Source organism: Paraburkholderia sp. 22098 (genome assembly GCF_052045935.1).
GTDB classification, from domain to species: Bacteria; Pseudomonadota; Gammaproteobacteria; order Burkholderiales; family Burkholderiaceae; genus Paraburkholderia; species Paraburkholderia caledonica.
In genome coordinates this window covers 90,555-110,679 of sequence record NZ_JBQEPV010000019.1, presented here as the reverse complement: position 1 = coordinate 110,679, position 20,125 = coordinate 90,555, and the positions used below count along the sequence as shown (strand labels likewise).

Below are 20,125 nucleotides of genomic sequence, written 5' to 3'. Positions count from 1 at the left end.
ACCATGAAGGTCTCGTTTTATCGCTATATGCTCGCCGCATTTGCCGCGGTTTCGCTGACCGCAACTGGCAGCGCGCTGGCCCAGGTCGATGTCGCAAAGAGTTCGGTGACGGCCACCTCCAAGCAGATGAACGTGCCGGTGGAAGGCAAGTTCGGCAAATTCAGCGCGCAGATCAAGTTCGACCCGGCCAAGCCGACCGAGGGCAGCGCTCAGCTGAACATCGACGTCGGCAGCTACGATCTCGGCGACGAGAGCTACAACGATCAGGTGCGCGGCAAGGAATGGTTCGACGCAAAGACCTATCCCAGCGCCACGTTCGTTTCCAGCGCCATTGCGCCGGCCGGCGGCAACCAGTACAAAGTGACTGGCAAGCTGACCATCAAGGGCAAATCGCAGACGGTGGTGGTGCCGGTCACCGTCACGCAGCAAGGCGCGACGCAAACGTTCGACGGTTCGTTGCCGATCAAGCGCTCGCAATTCGACATCGGCACGGGCGAATGGAAAGACACGTCGGTTGTTGCCGATGACGTGGTCATCAAGTTTCATATCGTCGCCGCACATAAATAACTTGCGCTGCGCGGTTCAGTGCAGCCGTTTTTAACTGACTGGGAGCATGAATTGAAGACATCCATGTTGATCGCCGCCGGTGCATTGGCCTCCTGTGTTTCGCTCAGCGCATTCGCCGCCGCGGACACTTATCAGCTCGACCCGACTCACACCTATCCGAGCTTCGAAGCAGACCACTTCGGCGGCCTGTCCGTGTGGCGCGGCAAGTTCACGAAGAGTTCAGGCACGGTCACGCTGGACCGCACCGCAAAAACGGGTACCGTCGAAGTGAACGTGGATCCCGCTTCGATCGCCACCGGGAACGGCAAGCTCGACGACCATCTGAAGTCGGCTGAATTCTTCGACGTGTCGAAGTTTCCCGCCGCGACCTACAAAGGCACGGACATCAAGTTCGACGGCGACAAGCCTTCGGAAGTGATCGGTACCTTGACGTTGCACGGCGTGACGAAGCCGCTGAACCTGAAGGTCGAGTCGTTCAAGTGCATGCAGCACCCGGTGCTCAAGCGCGAAGTGTGCGGCGTGGAAGCGAGCGGTCATTTCGACCGTGCGGACTACGGTATCGACTTCGGCACAAAGTACGGTTTCAATATGGACACCAAGCTGCACATTCAGGCTGAAGGCATCAAGCAACAGTAACTGCCGAGGTGCGTGCATGCGCACCGATTCACAATGACGCGATGACGCCGCCGTTGCGGCGCAGCACGAATAGCGCTTCGCGTCTCGCTGAATATATGACCGCTTCGTTCGCTTCCGCGACGAAGCGGTTTTTTCATGGAGCGGCCCGCGCATCGCGCCGTGCGAGCGTTATGCGGCGCGGGCGCGTAATTTGCCGCTCGCCTCGGTTTAATTTTTCGGGTACATAGAGCGCTGGCACCGCGTTGGTTGTGCGCGCATCCAATACGGCGAGATGGGACCTGAGTCCGCATCCATAATATTCGCGCAAACTGGAGATCTGCATGAACGCAACGACAGCAGCAAGCCTTGCGGGAAGCCGGCGAAATTCGTGGCGGGCGGTGATCGCCGCATCGATCGGCAACGCGCTGGAGTGGTTCGATCTGGTCGTCTACGGCTTTTTCGCCGTGGTCATCGCCAAGCTGTTCTTTCCAGCCGGCAACGACACCGTTTCGCTGCTGCTCACGCTCGGCACGTTCGGCGTGTCGTTCTTCATGCGTCCGCTCGGTGCGATCGTGATTGGCGCATATGCGGATCGCGCCGGGCGCAAGGCCGCGCTCACGCTGTCCATTCTGCTGATGATGGGCGGCACGCTGATCATCGCGGTCTTGCCGACTTACAGGAGCATTGGCATTGCCGCGCCCGTGATTCTCGTCATCGCGCGATTGATGCAGGGTTTTTCGGCGGGCGGTGAGTTCGGCAGCGCCACCGCCTTCCTCGCGGAACATGTGCCGGGGCGGCGCGGCTTTTTCGCAAGCTGGCAGGTCGCAAGCCAGGGGCTCACTACGCTGCTTGCCGCGGGTTTCGGCGTCGCACTGACGGGCAATCTGACGCCGGACCAGATGGCATCTTGGGGATGGCGCGTGCCGTTCTTCTTCGGGCTCCTGATCGGACCAGTCGCCTGGTACATCCGCACGAAGCTTGATGAAACGCCGGAGTTTCTCGCTGCCGAAACGACGAGCACGCCGCTGCGCGACACGTTCACGAGTCAGAAACTGCGGCTACTGATCGCAATCGGCGCGGTGGTGCTTGGCACCGTATCCACTTACCTCGTGCTGTTCATGCCGACGTTCGGCGTGAAGCAACTGGGGCTCGCACCTTCGGTCGCGTTTTCCGCCATCGCGCTGACGGGCCTGATTCAGATGGTGTTTGCGCCGGTGGTCGGGCATCTGTCGGACCGGCATGGGCGCACCACGATCATGCTGATTTCGGCAGTGCTGCTTCTCGCGCTGATTTATCCGGCGTTCGTGTATCTCGTCGCGCATCCAACCTTTGGCACGCTGATCGCACTCCAGGTGGTGCTCGGCTTTCTCATGACAGGCTATTTCGCTGCGCTGCCGGGTTTGCTGTCGGAGATGTTTCCGGTGCAGACACGCACGACCGGCATGTCGCTTGCCTATAACATCGCCGTGACGGTTTTCGGCGGCTTTGGGCCCTTCATCATCGCGTGGTTGATCGGCTTTACGGGGTCGAAGGCCGCGCCCAGTTACTACCTGATTTTTGCCGCGCTTTTGAGTGTCGCGGCGCTGATTGCGGCGCGGCGCAAATTGGGCTTTCGGTAGATGTCGACGGTTTCAGTCAGTCGGCGGACCCGGCGAGCCGGGCAATAAAGCGCTGAGGACAACGCCACGAATGAAAAAGGCCGGTTCGCGATGAACCGGCCTTTTTTGTTGCCAATGCGTTACTTACTTCAACGCGATCAAACCTGAGCGCCCGCGTTCGGATCGTTCGGATCGACGCGATCTTTCTTGTCTTTGATCAGATCGTCGCGCTTCACGCCGAACCACATGGCAAGCGCCGCGGCAACGAACACCGACGAGTAGATACCGAACAGGATACCGACCGTCAGTGCCAGAGCGAAGTAGTGCAGTGTCGGGCCGCCGAACAGGAACATCGACAGCACCATCATCTGCGTACATCCGTGCGTGATGACGGTTCGCGACATGGTGCTGGTGATTGCGTGGTTGATCACTTCGATCACGGTCATCTTGCGCTCGCGGCGGAACGTCTCACGAATCCGGTCGAAGATAACCACCGATTCGTTCACCGAATAGCCGAGCACCGCAAGCACGGCCGCCAGCACCGACAGCGAGAACTCCCACTGGAAAAACGCGAAAAAGCCGAGAATGATCACGACGTCGTGCAAGTTCGCGATCACGCCCGCCACCGCGTACTTCCATTCGAAGCGGAACGACAGATAGATCACGATGCCCGCGACCACGCAGGCGAGCGCTAGCAAGCCGTCGGTGGCGAGTTCCTTGCCGACCTGCGGGCCGACGAATTCGACGCGCTGCAACTGCACCTGCGGCGTTTCGGTTTTCAGCGCGCTCATGACCTGATCGCTTTGCTGCGCGGACGTCAAACCCTGCTTGAGCGGCAAACGGATCAGCACGTCGCGTGAGGTGCCGAAGTTCTGCACCTGCGCGTCGGCGTAGCCGAGCTTGCTCAGCGTGCCACGCACCGGATCGAGCGGCGCGGCGCCCGGATACTGGACTTCGATCACGGTACCGCCGGTGAACTCCACCGACAGATGCAGTCCCCGGTGCACGAGAAAAAACACCGCGGCGAGGAACGTCAGCAGCGAAATTGCGTTGAAGATCAACGCACGCTGCATGAACGGAATGTCTTTACGAAAGCGGAAAAATTCCATGGTCTTGTTCTCCGGGACTCAGCGGGATGAACCCGGTTTCTGCGGCGTGTTCGGCGTGCCCTGTGCATTGCGGCGGCGTACGGTCGGCTTGCCCGCGCGCGACTGCGCGGCAGCGGCCGGCGCCTTTGGCTTCACGGCGGCGGCCGACGCGGCACGCATGGCCTGCGCCGTGTCGGTCGCTGCGTCGTCGGTGCCGAGGTAAGCAGCGGAGCCCGCAGGCGCCGTTTCCGGACGCCACACCTGGCCGATTGCCAGCGACTTCAGCTTCTTCTTGCCGCCGTACCAAAGGTTGACGATGCCGCGCGAGAAGAACACTGCCGAGAACATCGACGTCAGAATGCCGATACAGTGCACGATCGCGAAACCGCGCACCGGGCCTGAGCCGAATGCGAGCAGCGCGATACCGGCGATCAGCGTGGTGACGTTCGAGTCGAGAATCGTCGCCCATGCATGCGCGTAGCCGTTCTGGATGGCCAGTTGCGGCGGCGCGCCGTTGCGCAGTTCTTCACGCACGCGTTCGTTGATCAGCACGTTCGCGTCGATCGCCATACCGAGCGCGAGCGCGATTGCGGCGATGCCGGGCAACGTGAGCGTGGCCTGCAGCATCGACAGCACCGCGATCAGCAGCAACAGGTTCACGGACAGGCCGATCATCGAGATCACGCCGAACAGCATGTAGTACGCAATCATGAAGACGGCGATCGCCGCGAAGCCCCACACGACCGAGTGGAAGCCCTTCTTGATGTTGTCGGCGCCAAGGCTCGGGCCGATCGTGCGTTCCTCGATGATGTCCATCGGCGCGGCCAGCGAACCGGCGCGCAGCAGCAGCGCGAGGTCGGCGGCGCCTTGCGGCGTGGCCTGGCCGGTGATCTGGAAGCGATCGCCGAGTTCCGACTGGATGGTCGCGACCGTCAGCACTTCGCCCTTGCCCTTTTCGAACAGCACCATTGCCATCGGCTTGCCGATGTTGTCGCGCGACACGCTGCGCACCGCGCGGCCGCCGGCCGAGTCGAGGCGAATGTTGACGGACGGACGCTGATGTTCGTCGAAGCCCGCCGACGCGTCGATAATGCGGTCGCCGGTGAAAATGATCTGCTTCTTGAGCAGCACCGGCGTCTGGTTGCCGTGCGTGAACAACTCGTCGCCCGGCGGAACCGGGTCGGACGGATTCGGATGCGTGTTGACCGGGTCGGCGAGGCGCGCTTCGAGCGTTGCCGTGCGACCGATGATGTCCTTCGCCTTCGCCGTGTCCTGCACGCCGGGCAGTTCGACCACGATGCGGTCGGCGCCCTGTTGCTGGATCACCGGCTCAGCCACGCCGAGTTCGTTCACGCGGTTATGCAACGTGGTGATGTTCTGCTTGAGCGCGGCGTCCTGCACGGCTCTTTGCACAGCCGGCGTGAAGGTGCCGACGAGCTGCACGGAGCCGTCAGTGCCGTTCTGCGACGTCCACTGGAGCTCGCTGATACTGCGGCTCAATTGTTTCGCTGCGTTGTCCGCCGTGGCCTGGTCGGCGAAATTGATCACCACCGTCTGGTTGACGCGGTTCACGCCGCCGTCGCGAATGTTGTTGTCGCGCAGGAGCGTGCGCGCGTCCGACGCGTCGGAGTCGAGCTTCTTGTTCAGCGCGCCCGCCATGTCGACCTGCAGCAGGAAGTGCACACCGCCGCGCAAGTCGAGACCGAGGTACATGGGCAGCGCGTGCAATGCGGTCAGCCAGCGCGGCGACGCACTTTGCAGGTTGAGCGCCACGATGAACTGCGGGTCGGTGGGGTCGCTGTTCAGCGACTTCTGCAGCAGGTCTTTCACGCGCAATTGCGTGTCGGTGTCCGGCAGGCGCACGCGAATGTTTGCGTTGGCCGACGTGTTGTCGAACGTGACGTCGTCTGCTTTGATCTGATTGGCTGCGAGCGCGGCTTCGACTGCCGACAGCGTGGTCGAGTCGAGCTTGACCGTTGCCTTGCCGCTCGACACCTGCACCGCCGGCGCTTCGCCGAACAGGTTGGGCAGCGTGTACACGAGGCCGATGACGAGAGCCACCAGCATCACGGCATATTTCCAGAGGGGGTAACGATTCATGAGTAGTCCAACGGAAGGTTGGCTTGAAAGCGATGCGCCCGGCGATGAGCGCGGGCGATCCGGCGTCTGCTTGCCTGATCGCCGGCGAGGCCGCGCCGGACGCGAGAGAGCAGGCCTTTACAGCGACTTGATCGTGCCCTTCGGGAGAATCGTCGTGACCGACGCTTTTTGCACGGTGATTTCCGTGCCTTCCGAGATTTCGACGCCGACGTAAGCCTCGCCCACCTTGGTCACCTTGCCGACGATGCCGCCGTTCGTCACAACTTCGTCGCCCTTGGCCATGGCGGCGAGCATGTTGCGATGTTCTTTCTGGCGCTTCATTTGCGGGCGAATCATGATGAAGTACAGCACGCCGAACATCAGGATCAGCGGCAGGAAGCTCATCAAGTTCGATTCGATGCCACCTGCGGCTGTGCCTTGGGCGAAGGCATTGGAAATGAACGACACGTTGGTCTCTCCGTTATAGATCAATTCAATCAAAAAAATCAGCCGGTTATTCTACCACCGGCATTGCGCGCGTCGGCGCGGCGATTCGGCTTTGGGATCAATCGTTTAAAGCCGTTTTTCGCCGCCCGCGAAAGTAGATTGTAAGGTTTTCCGCAAGCATCTGACGGATTCTTCCGCCGAATCCGACGAACGAGGCGATCAAGGCGCCTCGTCGATGCCGCGCGCGCGGTTCTCGTGAAAGCGCTTGCGGAACGGTTCGAACATTTTTGCGTCGATGGCGTCGCGCATTTCCTGCATCAGTTCCAGGTAGTAGTGCAGGTTGTGAATCGTATTCAGTTGCGCGCCGAGAATTTCCCCCACGCGATGCAGATGATGCAGGTAGCCGCGAGTGAAATTTCGGCACGTGTAACAACCGCATTGCTCATCGAGCGGACGCAGCGAATTCTTGTGCGTGGCGTTGCGGATCTTGATGTCGCCGAAGCGCGTGAAGAGCCAGCCGTTGCGCGCGTTGCGGGTAGGCATTACGCAATCGAACATATCGACGCCTGCAGCCACGCCGGCCACCAGATCTTCGGGCGTGCCGACGCCCATCAGATAGTGCGGCTTGTCGGCCGGCAGCTTCGGGCCGATGTGATTCAGCACGCGCATCATGTCTTCTTTCGGCTCGCCGACCGACAGGCCGCCGATCGCGAGGCCGTGGAAGTCTTTCTCCGCGAGACCCGCGAGCGATTCGTCGCGCAGATCCTCGAACATGCCGCCCTGGACGATACCGAAGAGCGCGTTCGGATTGCCGAGCCGCTGGAATTCGTCGATCGAGCGCTGCGCCCAGCGCATCGACATACGCATGGAGTCGGCCGCTTCCTTGTGCGAAGTCGGCACGTTGTTCGTTGCGTAGGGCGTGCATTCGTCGAACTGCATGACGATGTCCGAGTTCAGCACCTTCTGGATCTGCATCGACACTTCCGGCGACAGGAACAGCTTGTCGCCGTTGATCGGCGACGCGAACGTGACGCCGTCTTCGGTGATCTTGCGCAGGTCGCCGAGCGAAAACACCTGGAAGCCGCCGGAGTCGGTCAGGATCGGCTTCTTCCAGCCCATGAAACCGTGCAGGCCGCCGTGCGCGCCGATCGTTTCGAGGCCCGGGCGCAGCCAAAGGTGAAACGTATTACCGAGGATGATCTGCGCATGCATTTCCTCGAGTTCGCGCGGCTGGACGGCTTTCACGGTGCCGTAAGTGCCGACGGGCATGAAGATCGGCGTTTCGACGACGCCGTGATTCAGCGTGACGCGGCCGCGGCGCGCCTGGCCGTCGGTGCCGAGCAATTCGAAGTGGAGGCCGTTGGCGGGGCGCTCGGTGGTTGTCTGTTGCGAGTGGTGACCGGAGGTCATTGAGGTAACTCCATGGGCAACCGGAAAACAGTCCGGCGCAAACAATGAAACGCCGCCGAAGATGTTCGGCGGCTGAGGAAACTGCAAACTCGTGGACGGCGCGTCAGACGGCTCGGTCGTCGCGCCGCGTCAACAGCATCGCGTCGCCGTAACTGAAAAAGCGGTAACGCTCCTCGATCGCATGGCGATACGCGGCGCGAATTGTCTCGACGCCCGCGAATGCCGACACCAGCATCAGCAGCGTCGACTTTGGCAAATGAAAGTTCGTCACCAGCCGGTCGACGACGCGAAACCGGTAGCCCGGCGTGATGAAAATGTCTGTCTCGGTGCTCGCCGCAGCAAGCGGGCGGCCGGCCGCTTCGGCGTCGCGCGCGGCGGCTTCCAGTGCGCGCATCGACGTCGTGCCCACTGCTATCACGCGGTTGCCGCGCGCCTTCGTCGCCGCGATTTTGTCGGCCAGAGACTGCGGCAAGTGATACCACTCGCTGTGCATCTTGTGCTCGGCCAGGTTCTCGACGCGCACCGGCTGGAACGTACCGGCGCCGACGTGCAGCGTCAGTGTGGCTCGCTCAACGCCGGCGGCGTCGAGCCGCGCGAGCAGTGCGTCGTCGAAGTGAAGGCCCGCCGTGGGCGCCGCGACCGCGCCGGGATTTTGCGCGAAAACGGTCTGATAGCGTGTTTCGTCCGTCGAGTCGGGGTCGTGCTCGATGTACGGCGGCAGCGGCAAACGCCCGAACTGCTCGATCAGCGTCAGGCAGTCGTCGGGGAAATGCAGCGTGTAGAACGGCTCGACGCGCTCGCCGACGGTCACGTCGAACGCATCGGCGAGACGAATCGTCGTACCCTCCTGCGGGCTCTTGCTCGCGCGGATCTGCGCGAGCGCCGTGCGCTCGCCGGTGAGGCGTTCGACCAGAACTTCGATCTTTCCGCCACTGGCCTTCTGGCCGAGGAAGCGCGCCTTCAGGACTTTGGTATCGTTGAAGACCAGCAGGTCGCCGGCCGAAATGCATTCGGGCAGTTCGGCGAAGCGGCGGTCGACGAGACGCGCGGCGCCGTCGGCATCGGCCGCGTTGTCCACCTGGAGCAGGCGACTGGCGCTGCGCTCGGGTAGTGCGACTTGCGCGATCAGCTCAGGCGGCAGATCGAAATCGAAATCGGAAAGCTTGAACATGCGAACGACTGGAAGCGAATGGAGACTGAATTGAGCCGAAGGCCGAGCCGGGCGGCTATGATTGCGGGGCGCCGCAGCGTGCCGCGAGCCCGCGCTTGCGCGCCAGCCAGATAGCGACGCGCCCTTCGATACTTTTGACAGCCGATATTGTACTTGCGAAGCAGCCCATGCCTTTGTCCGACCGCCGATTGCCCTCCGCTACCGATGAAGTCAGCGCCGAACCGGCAGCCCCGGTCGCGCGAGGCGGCACGGCGGCGGGTGCAGACGGGCAGGCCGACGGCGCGGCGCAACCCGGGCGGACGGCGCGCGCTGTGAAGCGAGCGGACCAGACATCTGGTGACGAGCCTGATGAAGCGTCCCGGCGAACAACGCAGCAGGCGCGTCAGCAAACACCAGACGGAATGACCGCCCCCGCACCGCAGGCGGCGGCTGGAAAAGCGAGCGCGTCGGCGAAATCGGCGGCGAAGTCATCGGCGAAATCGTCCGCCAAGCCCGCCGCCAAGCCCGTCGACAAGCTCGCCAAACTCGGCCTCACGCGCGACATCGACCTGGTGCTGCATCTGCCGATGCGCTACGAAGACGAAACCTCGTTGACGCCGATCGGCCACCTGCTGCCAGGCGGCATTGCGCAGACCGAGGGCGTCGTGTTCGACAACGAGATCGCCTATCGACCGCGTCGGCAGTTGCTCGTCAAATTGCGCGACGACGCGGGCGACGAACTTGTGCTGCGCTTTCTGAACTTCTACGGTTCGCAGGTCAAGCAGATGGCGATCGGCGCGCGGCTGCGCGTGCGCGGCGACGTGCGCGGCGGCTTCTTCGGCATGGAGATGGTGCACCCGGCGGTGCGTGTGGTCGACGAAGACACACCGCTGCCGCAAGCGCTCACGCCGGTCTATCCCAGTACAGCCGGCGTGACGCAGGCGTATTTGCGCAAGTCGATCGACAACGCGTTGTCGCGCACGTCTTTGCCGGAACTGCTGCCCGAAGCTGTCGCGCGGCAATGGTTGCAGCCGCTCGGCGTGCCCTCGCTGATGGACGCGGTGCGCACGCTGCATCATCCCGGCGCGCAATCCGATGAAACCGCGTTGATCGACGGCACGCATCCGGCATGGGTGCGCATCAAATTCGAGGAATTGCTCGCGCAGCAGATGTCGCTCAAGCGCGCGCACGAAGAGCGCCGCACGCGCTCCGCGCCGCCCATGCCGCGCCGCAAGCTGGGCGACGAATCCGCCTTGGTCGCACGTCTGCTCCGGGCTTTGCCGTTTTCGTTGACCCGCGCGCAGGAGCGCGTCGGCGGCGAGATCGCGCTCGATCTGACGCAGCCGCATCCCATGCAGCGGCTCTTGCAAGGCGACGTCGGCAGCGGCAAGACAATTGTCGCCGCGCTGGCCGCCGCGCAGGCTATCGACGCCGGTTATCAGGCCGCGCTGATGGCGCCGACCGAAATCCTCGCCGAACAGCACGCGCGTAAGTTGCGCGGCTGGCTGGAGCCGCTCGGCGTGAACGTCGCGTGGCTCGCCGGCAGTCTGAAGGCCAAGGAAAAACGCGCCGCGATCGAAGCCGCGGCGCTCGGCACTGCCCAACTCGTGATCGGCACGCACGCGATCATTCAGGACGCCGTGGAGTTCGCGCGCCTCGGGCTCGTGATCGTCGACGAACAGCACCGTTTCGGCGTCGCGCAGCGGCTCGCGTTGCGCGCAAAAGCGAAGAACGCTGCCGACGGCGCGCGCGATTTCCAGCCGCATCAACTGATGATGTCCGCCACACCGATTCCGCGCACGCTCGCCATGACCTACTACGCGGATCTGGACGTATCGACCATCGACGAATTGCCGCCCGGGCGCACGCCGATCCTGACCAAGCTCGTGTCCGACGCGCGCCGTGAAGAAGTGATCGGCCGGGTGCGCGAGGCCGCGCTGACCGGGCGTCAGGTCTACTGGGTCTGTCCGCTGATCGAGGAAAGCGAAACGCTGCAACTGCAGACCGCGGTCGAGACCTACGAAACGCTGGTCGCGGCGCTGCCTGAACTGAACGTCGGACTCGTGCACGGACGGCTCGCACCGGCTGAAAAAGCGGCTGTCATGGACGCCTTTACCCGCAACGAAGTGCAGTTGCTGGTCGCGACGACGGTGATCGAAGTGGGCGTCGACGTGCCGAATGCGTCGTTGATGGTGATCGAGCACGCCGAGCGCTTCGGCCTCGCACAGTTGCACCAGTTGCGCGGGCGTGTCGGACGCGGCAGCGCGGCGTCGGTGTGCGTGCTGCTGTACACCGGACCGTTGTCGATGACGGCGCGCGCGCGCTTGCAGACCATGCGCGAAACGACGGACGGCTTTGAAATCGCGCGCCGGGACCTCGAAATTCGTGGTCCGGGCGAGTTCCTCGGCGCACGGCAATCGGGCGCGGCGATGCTTCGTTTTGCCGATCTGCAGAACGATCAATGGCTGATCGAGCCCGCGCGCGAAGCGGCTGCGGCTTTGCTGGAGACTTATCCGGATGTCGTCACGCAGCATCTGGCGCGCTGGCTGGGGGCTCGCGAGCAGTATCTGAAGGCATAAACGAACGCACCGGCCGTCGGCCTTCGCCTGGTGCCGCACCCGTGGCGCGTTTCGCGGATATTGAAAGCCCGCGTACCGGGTTGGCGAACCGACCCTATGGGTGTATAACTGAAACCTATCGAATCCACTGCACTGATTGGTCCCCCAATGACGCTCACCGAATTGAAGTACATCGTTGCCGTTGCCCGCGAACGGCACTTCGGCCGGGCCGCCGAAGCGTGTTTCGTCAGCCAGCCGACCTTGTCGGTAGCCATCAAGAAGCTTGAAGACGAGCTCAACGTACAGATTTTCGAGCGCGGTACCAGTGAAGTGAGCGTCACGCCGATCGGCGAGCAGATCGTCACGCAAGCTCAGCGGGTGCTGGAACAGACGCTCGCCATCAAGGAAATCGCGAAGCAGGGCAAAGATCCGCTCGTCGGACCGCTGCGCCTTGGCGTGATCTACACGATCGGACCGTATCTGCTGCCCACGCTCGTCAAGCAGATGATCAAGCGCGTTCCGCAAATGCCGTTGATGCTGCAGGAAAACTACACGCTAAAGCTGATCGAACTGCTCAAGCAGGGCGAGATCGACGTTGCAATCATGGCGCTGCCGTTTCCCGAAACCGGACTGATGCTGCGTCCGCTCTACGACGAGCCGTTCGTCGTCGCGCTGCCGTCGGGTCACGCGTGGGAAAACCGTCAGAAGATCGACGCCGACGATCTCAAGCAGGAAACCATGCTCCTGCTCGGCAGCGGCCATTGCTTCCGCGATCATGTGCTGGGTGTTTGTCCGGAATTGATGCGTTTCTCGCAGAACGCCGACGGCATCCAGAAAACGTTCGAAGGATCGTCGCTGGAAACAATTCGCCACATGGTCGCAAGCGGCGTGGGCATCACCGTGTTGCCGCGCATGTCCGTGCACGAGGTGAAGCCGCACGCGGGCGGCATCGACTCGGGGCTTTTGTCGTATGTCCCGTTCGGCGAACCGGTGCCCGACCGCCGCGTCGTGCTCGCGTGGCGAAAGAGTTTTACGCGGATGCCTGCCATCGACGCGATTTGCGACGCAATCAGCGCCTGCGACCTGCCGGGCGTCAAAAAGCTGGATTTGCCGGTCGCCGTGAACTGAACGGCGGCAAGGCGCACGGGCGCTGACGGCTTCGCGCCGCAGCCCCCGCTTCGCCTGGCGGCGGCGCGCCAATCTTCGCCGCGGTGCGCCGGGGCGCGCCTATTGGATAGATTAAATTTATAAAATACGCGATTCCAATAGTATTGATATAGTGTTCTCCATGGATCGCAAGATCGCCAAGGCCCGGAGAACACCATGACTCAATCAGACTCGCCGCAAACGCAGACATTGGCCGCCGACCCAGCCGGCGCCAGCACGGGTTTTGCCGCCGCCTTGCTCGGTATGCGCACGGTCGCGCTTTCTCTCCTCGTCGACCGCGCTCTGTCGGCCTGATTGTTCGCATAAGCCTTCGGCATTGCTTTGCCGCGCTTCTCCCCACATTCCTTTCCAACGAAAACCATCCAGGAGTTCCGCATGTCAGAACAGAAGCTCACCAATGCCGCCGGCGCACCCGTCGCCGATAACCAGAATTCGATGACAGCCGGCGTGCGCGGCCCGGTCGTCCTGCAAGACGTATGGCTGATCGAAAAACTCGCTCACTTCGACCGCGAAGTGATTCCCGAGCGCCGCGTTCATGCAAAAGGCTCGGGCGCGTTCGGCACGCTGAAGGTGACCCACGATATTTCGCGCTACACGAAGGCCAAAGTGTTTGCCGAAGTGGGCAAGGAAACGCCGTTGTTCATGCGGTTTTCGACGGTCGCGGGCGAACGCGGCGCGGCCGATGCGGAACGCGACGTGCGCGGCTTCTCGATCAAGTTCTACACCGAAGAAGGCAACTGGGACGTGGTGGGCAACAACACGCCGGTGTTCTTCATTCGCGATCCGCTGAAGTTTCCGGACTTCATCCACACGCAAAAGCGTGACCCGTACACCAACCTGCGCAGCAACATCGCCGCGTGGGATTTCTGGACGCACCATCCGGAGTCGATGCATCAGGTCACGATCCTGATGAGCGACCGCGGCATTCCGAAAAACTACCGTCAGATGCACGGGTTCGGTTCGCACACGTACTCGTTCATCAACGCGAATAACGAGCGCTTCTGGGTGAAGTTCCACTTCAAATCGCAGCAAGGCATTGAAAATTTCACCGATGGCGAAGCGTCGCAAGTGGTCGCGGAAGACCGTGAAAGTGCGCAGCGCGATCTGGTGGGCAACATCGACGCGGGCAACTTCCCCAAATGGCGCTTTGCGATCCAGGTGATGCCGGAGGCGGAAGCCGCTGCGTATCGGTTCAACCCGTTCGACATCACGAAGGTGTGGTCGCAGAAAGACTATCCGCTGATCGACGTTGGCACGATCGAGTTGAACCGCAACGCGGCCAACTATTTCTCGGATGTGGAGCAGGCAGCGTTCACGCCGGCCAACGTGGTGCCAGGCATTGGCTTCTCGCCGGACCGGCTGTTGCAGGGGCGTCTCTTCTCGTACGGCGACACGCAGCGCTATCGTCTCGGCATCAATCACCACCAGATTCCGGTGAATGCGTCGCGCGTGCCGAACCCGCACTCGTTCCATCGCGACGGGGCAATGCGTACGGACGGCAACCTCGGCGGCAACGTGAACTACGAGCCGAACCGCTTCGGCGACTTCGCGCAGGACACCAACGCATTGGAGCCCGCGCTCGCAGCAGGTGCGGTCGATCGCTACGACCATCGCGCGGACGACGACTATTACACGCAGCCGGGCATGCTGTTTGCGCTCTTTGACGCGGCGCAACGCGAGCGGTTGTTCGGCAACATCGCGCGTCACATCAACGGCGTACCGCAAGACATCGTTGCGCGCGCGGTTGAACATTTCCGCCGCATCGATCCCGCTTATGCCGAAGGCGTGATCGCCGCGATGGCAGAACTCGCGGAAGGCGGCAAGAAGTAACGAGGCAGCACGAGCGGGACGCAAAGGCGTCCCGCGATGGGTGAACGGAGTGAACGGCGCTAACCGAGGAGCACGCTGATGATCGAGATGATGAAAGCCACTGCGGGCAAATCACGGGTTGCTCACCGCGCGCAGCTGCACTACGCGCTGGGATTGCGCAGAGCCGTGGGTTTCGCGATCGTGACGAGTGGGCTCGCGGTTATCGCGACGCAGGTGCTGCAGCATGCAGTGGGCGGGTAGAGGGCGATGGCAGGCAGCGACATGCAACAGCGGGCGCGGGTGGGCGCGTAGCAATGTGTGAAGGGCAGGTAGGGCAAGCCACCGTTGCCAGTTGCGCAACACCGCGCGCCCGCTAGTGCGCGCCGTAGTGACCACGCGTCACACGAGTCAGGCACTTTTCTACGATAAACTGTCGAGCGCCCGTTTTAACGGCTTCGTCGTCAGTCAGTCCATAGCACGCCGTTACTTTGCCACCGGTTCGTATCACTCTTCAAAGGAGTCATCATGGCCAAAAAAGAAGCTGTACAACACGTCAATATCGGAATCAGCGACAAGGACCGCAAGAAGATTGCGGAAGGTCTGTCGCGTTTGCTCGCTGACACCTATACGCTGTACCTGAAGACCCACAACTTCCACTGGAACGTGACGGGTCCGATGTTCAACACGCTGCATCTGATGTTCGAAACGCAATACAACGAACTGGCACTCGCCGTCGATTCGATCGCTGAACGGATTCGCGCGCTTGGCGTGCATGCCCCGGGCAGCTACAAGGATTTCGCGAAGCTGTCGTCGATTCCCGAAGCGGACGGCGTGCCGGCTGCAGAGGAAATGATCCGCCAGCTGGTGGAAGGTCAGGAAGCCGTGGTGCGTACCGCGCGCGCAATTTTCCCGTCGACGGAAGCCGCGAACGACGAGCCGACCGCCGACCTGCTGACGCAGCGTATGCAGACGCACGAAAAGACCGCGTGGATGTTGCGCTCGATGCTGGCCTGATTTCGCGCTGCGAAAACGTCCAGACGCGCTCAGATACAGCCGGACATATCAAAGCCTCCCCTCGCGGAGAAGCCTATCGCTTAATCTGTTGAAAACGGCTTTGATTCTTCAAAATAGCCCCTGTTAGTCAATGACCTACAGGGGCTTCTTTATGTGGGGTCTGCCTGCCCCCATCGGGACGCTCATCGAAAGGCGTCCCTAGAGGATGTCGACGCGGCCGTGGCACCGCACCGCGAGGTGACACCTGTCGGGCAGTGCGCAGCAATCGAGCCTTGACAATCTTTGTCAAATGCAGCGGTACTTCCATGGTACAAGAAGCCCTTTATTCGCGAGTGACTCCGAATGAGCGCACAAGACATATCTGTGTATTCGCCGAGCAATGGAGAGTGGAGAGAACAGCTTGGTGACATTTGGTATGTGAACAGAAAGAGCGGAAATTCTCCGGGTGTCACGCGCGACGCACAACTTCTTGTGACTGAGGAGCAGTTTGAAGTCACCGAGATTCCCGGGGCGATGTCAAAAATGGGATGGCATCGCGCGGCAGCATTGCTCAGAAAATGGTTCGCCTATTCGCCAAAAAATCAGGCCATGAACACTACCCAAAAGAGGAGCGGTATCAACGCGGATTGGGCCACGGGAGCATACCCGGACGACCGCTTTGACATGGGCACGATAAAGTTGGATTGGGTGCTGTCGTATCCGCGCACACAGGCCGGTTTTAATAAATTGCAGAAGTCTGGATATTTGAATGCCGGTACGGCTGAATCGTTAATCAACGCGGTCTATCCGTACCGCGACCGCAGGCGAATTGATACGCTGGAACTGGTCGACGGCAATGTTCATGCGCTGCACAACAGGTTTCAATTCCAGCTATTCAGAATCGACACCACGGCACTCGAAAAGGCTGAACAGTTCTTCGGCGCAATGCTTCACCACGGCAAGCCTGATGACCTAGCAGGGGCGTTAGGCGGCTTCGCCATGTATGCGGCTGTTGCGGAGGCACGGTTCGTTCCAGCATTCATTGGCGGCATAGACGTTGAAATTACAAAGGTCGCGATTTATATCAAGAACCCGTATTCCTTTTTCGATGACTCGCGCGAAGGTGGGTCGCAATATCTCGGACACTGGAACAAGGATGGGATTTGTCTGGTTCCCGAGGGGTATGTCGCACAGCGCGAGAATTGGGGGAGTTGGAGTAACTATGTCATCAAACCAGAAGGCCCCTATGGCCGTACATTCTGGCCAGTCCACAATAGCGATTTCCGGCGATGGCAAGACACGCACAACGCGGGCGGCGATATGGTTCTGTTCTCTGATTGCCGGGTTGTGAAAATAGACCCAATCAAGTTCAGGGTAAAGAAATGATGGCTCTGTCGCGTCTACGCCGTATCGGAGTGGCTGTCGCGGTTGGGGTCGTTGGGGTTGCGGTCGTTCAATACATGCTTGACGCGCGAGTGCGTATATCGGCGCAAGAATGTTACAGCGTGACTTCAAAGAGCGGTTCGTATCGCGCCCAATCTTGCGTCAAGGGCGGAAATGGCAACGTGGATGATTACGTTGGCAGACTCTATGACGGCCACAGCGGGAAGCTTCTTGCGCGAACCGACTTCGATTCAATGGACGGCGGGATTCCTGAGTTCATGCCTGATGAAAGCGCGGTAATTTTCAGGCGCGGCGAAGGTAATGGCTCTGGCCATGGCGTTATCGATATTCCGCCGAACTGGCTTGACCGGTTGCGCGCAAATGTTCCCTGAGATGCTGCCGGCCAATCGGCAAATCGTCAACAGATTAAGCGACAGGCTTGCCTCGCGGGAGGCTTTGTTTTTTCCGACGCCGCTTTCGCAACCGCTGTTGCGGCATGAGCGTTCACCGCGCGGGCCGGACGACGCTGGACGCCGGCTGCATCCCGTAAAATGTCGGCACTGTTTCCGCATTCCGCCCGCTTTTACAGAGTCCGCCATGTTTGCCCGACTTCCGCTCTATCTGCGCCTTGTGCGTATGGACAAGCCTATCGGCAGTTTGCTGCTGCTGTGGCCGACGCTCAACGCGCTGTGGATCGCGTCCGACGGTCGTCCGTCGTGGCCGCTTCTCGTCATCTTCACGGTAGGCACGGTGCTGATGCGCTCGGCGGGATGTGCGATCAACGACTACGCTGATCGCGATTTCGACCGCTACGTCAAGCGCACTGAAAATCGTCCGATCACCTCAGGCAAGGTCAAAGCATGGGAAGCGGTGGCGCTCGCCGCCGGCTTGTCCTTGCTGGCTTTTCTGCTGATTCTGCCGCTCAATGCGTTGACGAAGGAGTTGTCGGTGGCCGCGCTGTTCGTTGCCGGCTCGTATCCGTTCACCAAGCGTTTCTTCGCGATTCCGCAGGCGTACCTGGGTATCGCATTCGGATTCGGCATTCCGATGGCGTTCGCCGCCGTGCAGAACCATGTGCCGATGCTCGCCTGGGTCATGCTGCTGGCGAACGTGTTCTGGTCGGTCGCTTACGACACCGAATACGCAATGGTCGATCGCGACGACGACATCAAAATCGGCATCCGTACTTCGGCGCTCACTTTTGGCCGCTTCGACGTGGCCGCGATCATGCTCTGCTATGCGGTGACGCTTGGCATCTACGTCGGCATCGGCGTGATGCTGGGTTTCGGCGTTCTGTACTGGTTAGGCTGGGTTGCTGCGGCGGGCTGCGCGGTCTATCACTACACGCTCATTCGCAACCGTGACCGGATGGCGTGCTTCGCGGCGTTCCGGCACAACAACTGGCTGGGCGGCGCGTTATTCGTGGGCATTGCCGCGCACTATGCGGTGGCGTCGTTCTGAGTTTTGGTGCGGTCTGTCCATTGCCCGCGTGTCTCTTCTTGCGCTGGACGCGGAGCGGGTTGACCCGACTCCGCGTCGCACGGCTTATCCCATTGCAGCAGGCAGTAAGCGATAGACAGTAACCAGCGATAACCGCGCTTATTGCTTACCGAACTCGTCGCCCATTTCTTTCGCGCGCGCATCGGCGGCGAGCGCGCCGCGAACGATTGCTTCCTTCACGCCGCTTGCGTCAAACGAGGCAAGCGCTGCCGCAGTCGTGCCGCCCTTCGACGTCACGCGTTCGCGCAACAGGCTCGGCGGCTCGTCCGAATTCGCAGCCAGTTGCGCGGCTCCCGTGAAGGTCGCCACGGCGAGCGCGCGGCCTTGCGCTTCATTCATGCCGAGCTGACGCGCGGCTTCCTGCAGCGCTTCGATGAAATAGAACACGTAGGCCGGGCCGCTTCCCGAAATGGCGGTGACGGCGTCGATTTTCGCTTCGTCGTCGAACCATACCGTTTCGCCGACGGCGCCTAGCACCTGCGATGCAAGCGCGCGGCCCGCTTCGTCGACACTCGCGGTTGCGGCTAATCCGGCAACGCCCATGCCGATCAACGCCGGCGTATTCGGCATGACGCGCACGATCCGCGTATGGCCGTTCAGCCAGCGCGACATGTCGTCCATGCGAATGCCGGCGACAATGCTGATTGCCAGTTGCGACGCCTTGAGATGCGGCGCGAGCGATTCGGCAACGCTCCTCAGAATTTGCGGCTTCACCGCGAGCACGACGGCGTCATACGCAGCGAGCGCCGCGTCGGCGGCGGCGCCGGTTTTAATGCCGAACTGTGCTTCGTTACGCTTTCGCGCGTCTTCGTTAGGATCGATCGCATAGAGATCGGCGGGCGCGACGCCACGCTTGATAAGGCCGCCGATCAACGCCGCAGCCATGTTGCCGCCGCCGATAAAAGCAATTTTCATGATGGTCCGGAAGGTTTGATTGAGCGTATGAATCCGCGCTTACAAATGAGCTTGCAGCCGCAGTTGACACTGCGCTTGCAGCCGCGCTTGCAACCGCGCTTGCAACCACGTTTGCAGCCGCTAGTTCGAGTAGTCGCGCGCACCGAAAATGGCGGTGCCCACGCGCACGATGGTCGCGCCTTCGAGCACAGCAGCCTCCAGGTCGCCTGACATGCCGATCGAGAGCGTATCGAGCGCGAGACCTTCGTCGCGCAGACGCTCGAACAATTCGCGCAACCGGCGATGCGGCACGCGCTGTTCGTCGATGCTGCCCACCGGTTCGGGAATTGCCATCAGGCCGCGCAATTTCAGCTTGGGCAGCGTGGCGATTTCCCGGGCGACTTCGGCGGCTTCCTCGACGCTCACGCCGCTTTTTGAGGTCTCGCCGCTAATGTTGACCTGCAGGCAGACATTCAGCGCCGGTAGGTTATCGGGCCGCTGTTCGGAAAGCCGCTGCGCGATCTTCAGGCGATCGACCGAATGCACCCAGTCGAACTGCTCGGCCACCGGACGGGTCTTGTTCGACTGCAACGGCCCGATGAAATGCCATTCGAGCGAGCGGCGCAAATCGGCGAGCGCTTCGATCTTCGTGAGGGCTTCCTGCACGTAGTTTTCACCGAATGCGCGTTGACCGGCGGCGTGCGCCGCGCGCACGTCTTCGGCGGGGAAAGTTTTCGAGACCGCGAGCAGCGCGATGGAACGCGCGTCGCGCCCGGCCACGTGTGCGGCCATTGCGATGCGCTGCTTAACCGCTTCGAGGTTATGAATCAGATCTGGCATGGAGCGAACGGGGAACGGACGGAAGTC

At 61.6% G+C, this 20,125-nt stretch carries 19 protein-coding genes; 12 read left to right on the top strand and 7 right to left on the bottom strand.

Annotation, left to right across the window (positions count from 1 at the left end; all coding sequences use genetic code 11):
* Positions 1–3 precede the first annotated feature (3 nt).
* The 3 genes from ACTJLB_RS29290 (at position 4) to ACTJLB_RS29280 (ending at position 2,801) form a co-directional block, all read left to right on the top strand.
* Positions 4–567 carry a YceI family protein gene (locus ACTJLB_RS29290; protein WP_131317801.1) on the top strand — a complete coding sequence of 188 codons (564 nt, stop codon included), beginning with the start codon at positions 4–6 and terminating at the stop codon, positions 565–567.
* 63 nt (positions 568–630) lie between these two features.
* Complete coding sequence (locus ACTJLB_RS29285; RefSeq protein WP_020069675.1) at positions 631–1,203, top strand: YceI family protein; 573 nt, start codon at positions 631–633, stop codon at positions 1,201–1,203.
* Between the two features lie 320 nt (positions 1,204–1,523).
* The gene (locus ACTJLB_RS29280) at positions 1,524–2,801 is read left to right on the top strand and encodes an MFS transporter (RefSeq protein ID WP_440785326.1); all 1,278 of its coding nucleotides are present in this window, start codon (positions 1,524–1,526) and stop codon (positions 2,799–2,801) included.
* Positions 2,802–2,938: 137 nt separating this feature from the next.
* Here ACTJLB_RS29280 and secF read toward each other — a convergent pair whose 3' ends face one another.
* From secF to queA, 5 genes are all read right to left on the bottom strand, one after another.
* Positions 2,939–3,889, bottom strand: coding sequence for a protein translocase subunit SecF (gene secF / locus ACTJLB_RS29275; RefSeq protein WP_020069677.1), 951 nt, complete (start codon positions 3,887–3,889; stop codon positions 2,939–2,941).
* A gap of 18 nt (positions 3,890–3,907) precedes the next feature.
* Positions 3,908–5,968 (bottom strand): protein translocase subunit SecD, encoded by a 2,061-nt coding sequence (gene secD / locus ACTJLB_RS29270; RefSeq protein ID WP_087750842.1) that lies wholly within the window; start codon positions 5,966–5,968, stop codon positions 3,908–3,910.
* A 117-nt stretch (positions 5,969–6,085) separates the two neighbouring features.
* Entirely contained in the window at positions 6,086–6,415 is a 330-nt protein-coding gene (yajC, locus tag ACTJLB_RS29265; protein WP_020069679.1) for a preprotein translocase subunit YajC, read from the bottom strand.
* A 198-nt stretch (positions 6,416–6,613) separates the two neighbouring features.
* Positions 6,614–7,804, bottom strand: coding sequence for a tRNA guanosine(34) transglycosylase Tgt (gene tgt / locus ACTJLB_RS29260; RefSeq protein WP_020069680.1), 1,191 nt, complete (start codon positions 7,802–7,804; stop codon positions 6,614–6,616).
* Between the two features lie 103 nt (positions 7,805–7,907).
* Complete coding sequence (queA, locus tag ACTJLB_RS29255) at positions 7,908–8,975, bottom strand: tRNA preQ1(34) S-adenosylmethionine ribosyltransferase-isomerase QueA (protein ID WP_088173121.1); 1,068 nt, start codon at positions 8,973–8,975, stop codon at positions 7,908–7,910.
* A gap of 167 nt (positions 8,976–9,142) precedes the next feature.
* On the opposite strand from queA, the gene recG reads away from it, so the two are divergent.
* The 9 genes from recG to ubiA all read left to right on the top strand — a co-directional run bounded on the left by recG (position 9,143) and on the right by ubiA (position 18,325).
* Complete coding sequence (recG, locus tag ACTJLB_RS29250; RefSeq protein WP_440785324.1) at positions 9,143–11,533, top strand: ATP-dependent DNA helicase RecG; 2,391 nt, start codon at positions 9,143–9,145, stop codon at positions 11,531–11,533.
* 147 nt (positions 11,534–11,680) lie between these two features.
* A complete protein-coding gene (locus ACTJLB_RS29245) occupies positions 11,681–12,640 on the top strand; it encodes a LysR substrate-binding domain-containing protein (protein ID WP_020069683.1) in 960 nt (319 codons plus the stop codon).
* A gap of 195 nt (positions 12,641–12,835) precedes the next feature.
* Positions 12,836–12,973, top strand: coding sequence for a hypothetical protein (locus ACTJLB_RS29240; RefSeq protein WP_440785323.1), 138 nt, complete (start codon positions 12,836–12,838; stop codon positions 12,971–12,973).
* 81 nt (positions 12,974–13,054) lie between these two features.
* Positions 13,055–14,509, top strand: coding sequence for a catalase (locus tag ACTJLB_RS29235; protein ID WP_440785322.1), 1,455 nt, complete (start codon positions 13,055–13,057; stop codon positions 14,507–14,509).
* 78 nt (positions 14,510–14,587) lie between these two features.
* Positions 14,588–14,749, top strand: coding sequence for a hypothetical protein (locus ACTJLB_RS29230; protein WP_440785321.1), 162 nt, complete (start codon positions 14,588–14,590; stop codon positions 14,747–14,749).
* Positions 14,750–15,013: 264 nt separating this feature from the next.
* Positions 15,014–15,502 carry a Dps family protein gene (locus tag ACTJLB_RS29225; protein ID WP_006047907.1) on the top strand — a complete coding sequence of 163 codons (489 nt, stop codon included), beginning with the start codon at positions 15,014–15,016 and terminating at the stop codon, positions 15,500–15,502.
* 342 nt (positions 15,503–15,844) lie between these two features.
* Entirely contained in the window at positions 15,845–16,867 is a 1,023-nt protein-coding gene (locus tag ACTJLB_RS29220) for a DUF6402 family protein (protein ID WP_440785320.1), read from the top strand.
* Between the two features lie 179 nt (positions 16,868–17,046).
* Positions 17,047–17,256: a hypothetical protein gene (locus tag ACTJLB_RS29215; protein WP_131317791.1), complete on the top strand. Its 210-nt coding sequence runs from the start codon at positions 17,047–17,049 to the stop codon at positions 17,254–17,256.
* Between the two features lie 205 nt (positions 17,257–17,461).
* The gene (ubiA, locus tag ACTJLB_RS29210; protein WP_020069687.1) at positions 17,462–18,325 is read left to right on the top strand and encodes a 4-hydroxybenzoate octaprenyltransferase; all 864 of its coding nucleotides are present in this window, start codon (positions 17,462–17,464) and stop codon (positions 18,323–18,325) included.
* Positions 18,326–18,463: 138 nt separating this feature from the next.
* On the opposite strand, the gene proC is transcribed toward ubiA, so the two are convergent.
* Both proC and ACTJLB_RS29200 read right to left on the bottom strand, forming a co-directional pair.
* Entirely contained in the window at positions 18,464–19,279 is an 816-nt protein-coding gene (gene proC, locus ACTJLB_RS29205; RefSeq protein ID WP_440785319.1) for a pyrroline-5-carboxylate reductase, read from the bottom strand.
* 120 nt (positions 19,280–19,399) lie between these two features.
* Positions 19,400–20,098 carry a YggS family pyridoxal phosphate-dependent enzyme gene (locus ACTJLB_RS29200; protein ID WP_440785318.1) on the bottom strand — a complete coding sequence of 233 codons (699 nt, stop codon included), beginning with the start codon at positions 20,096–20,098 and terminating at the stop codon, positions 19,400–19,402.
* Between the last annotated feature and the right edge of the window lie 27 nt (positions 20,099–20,125).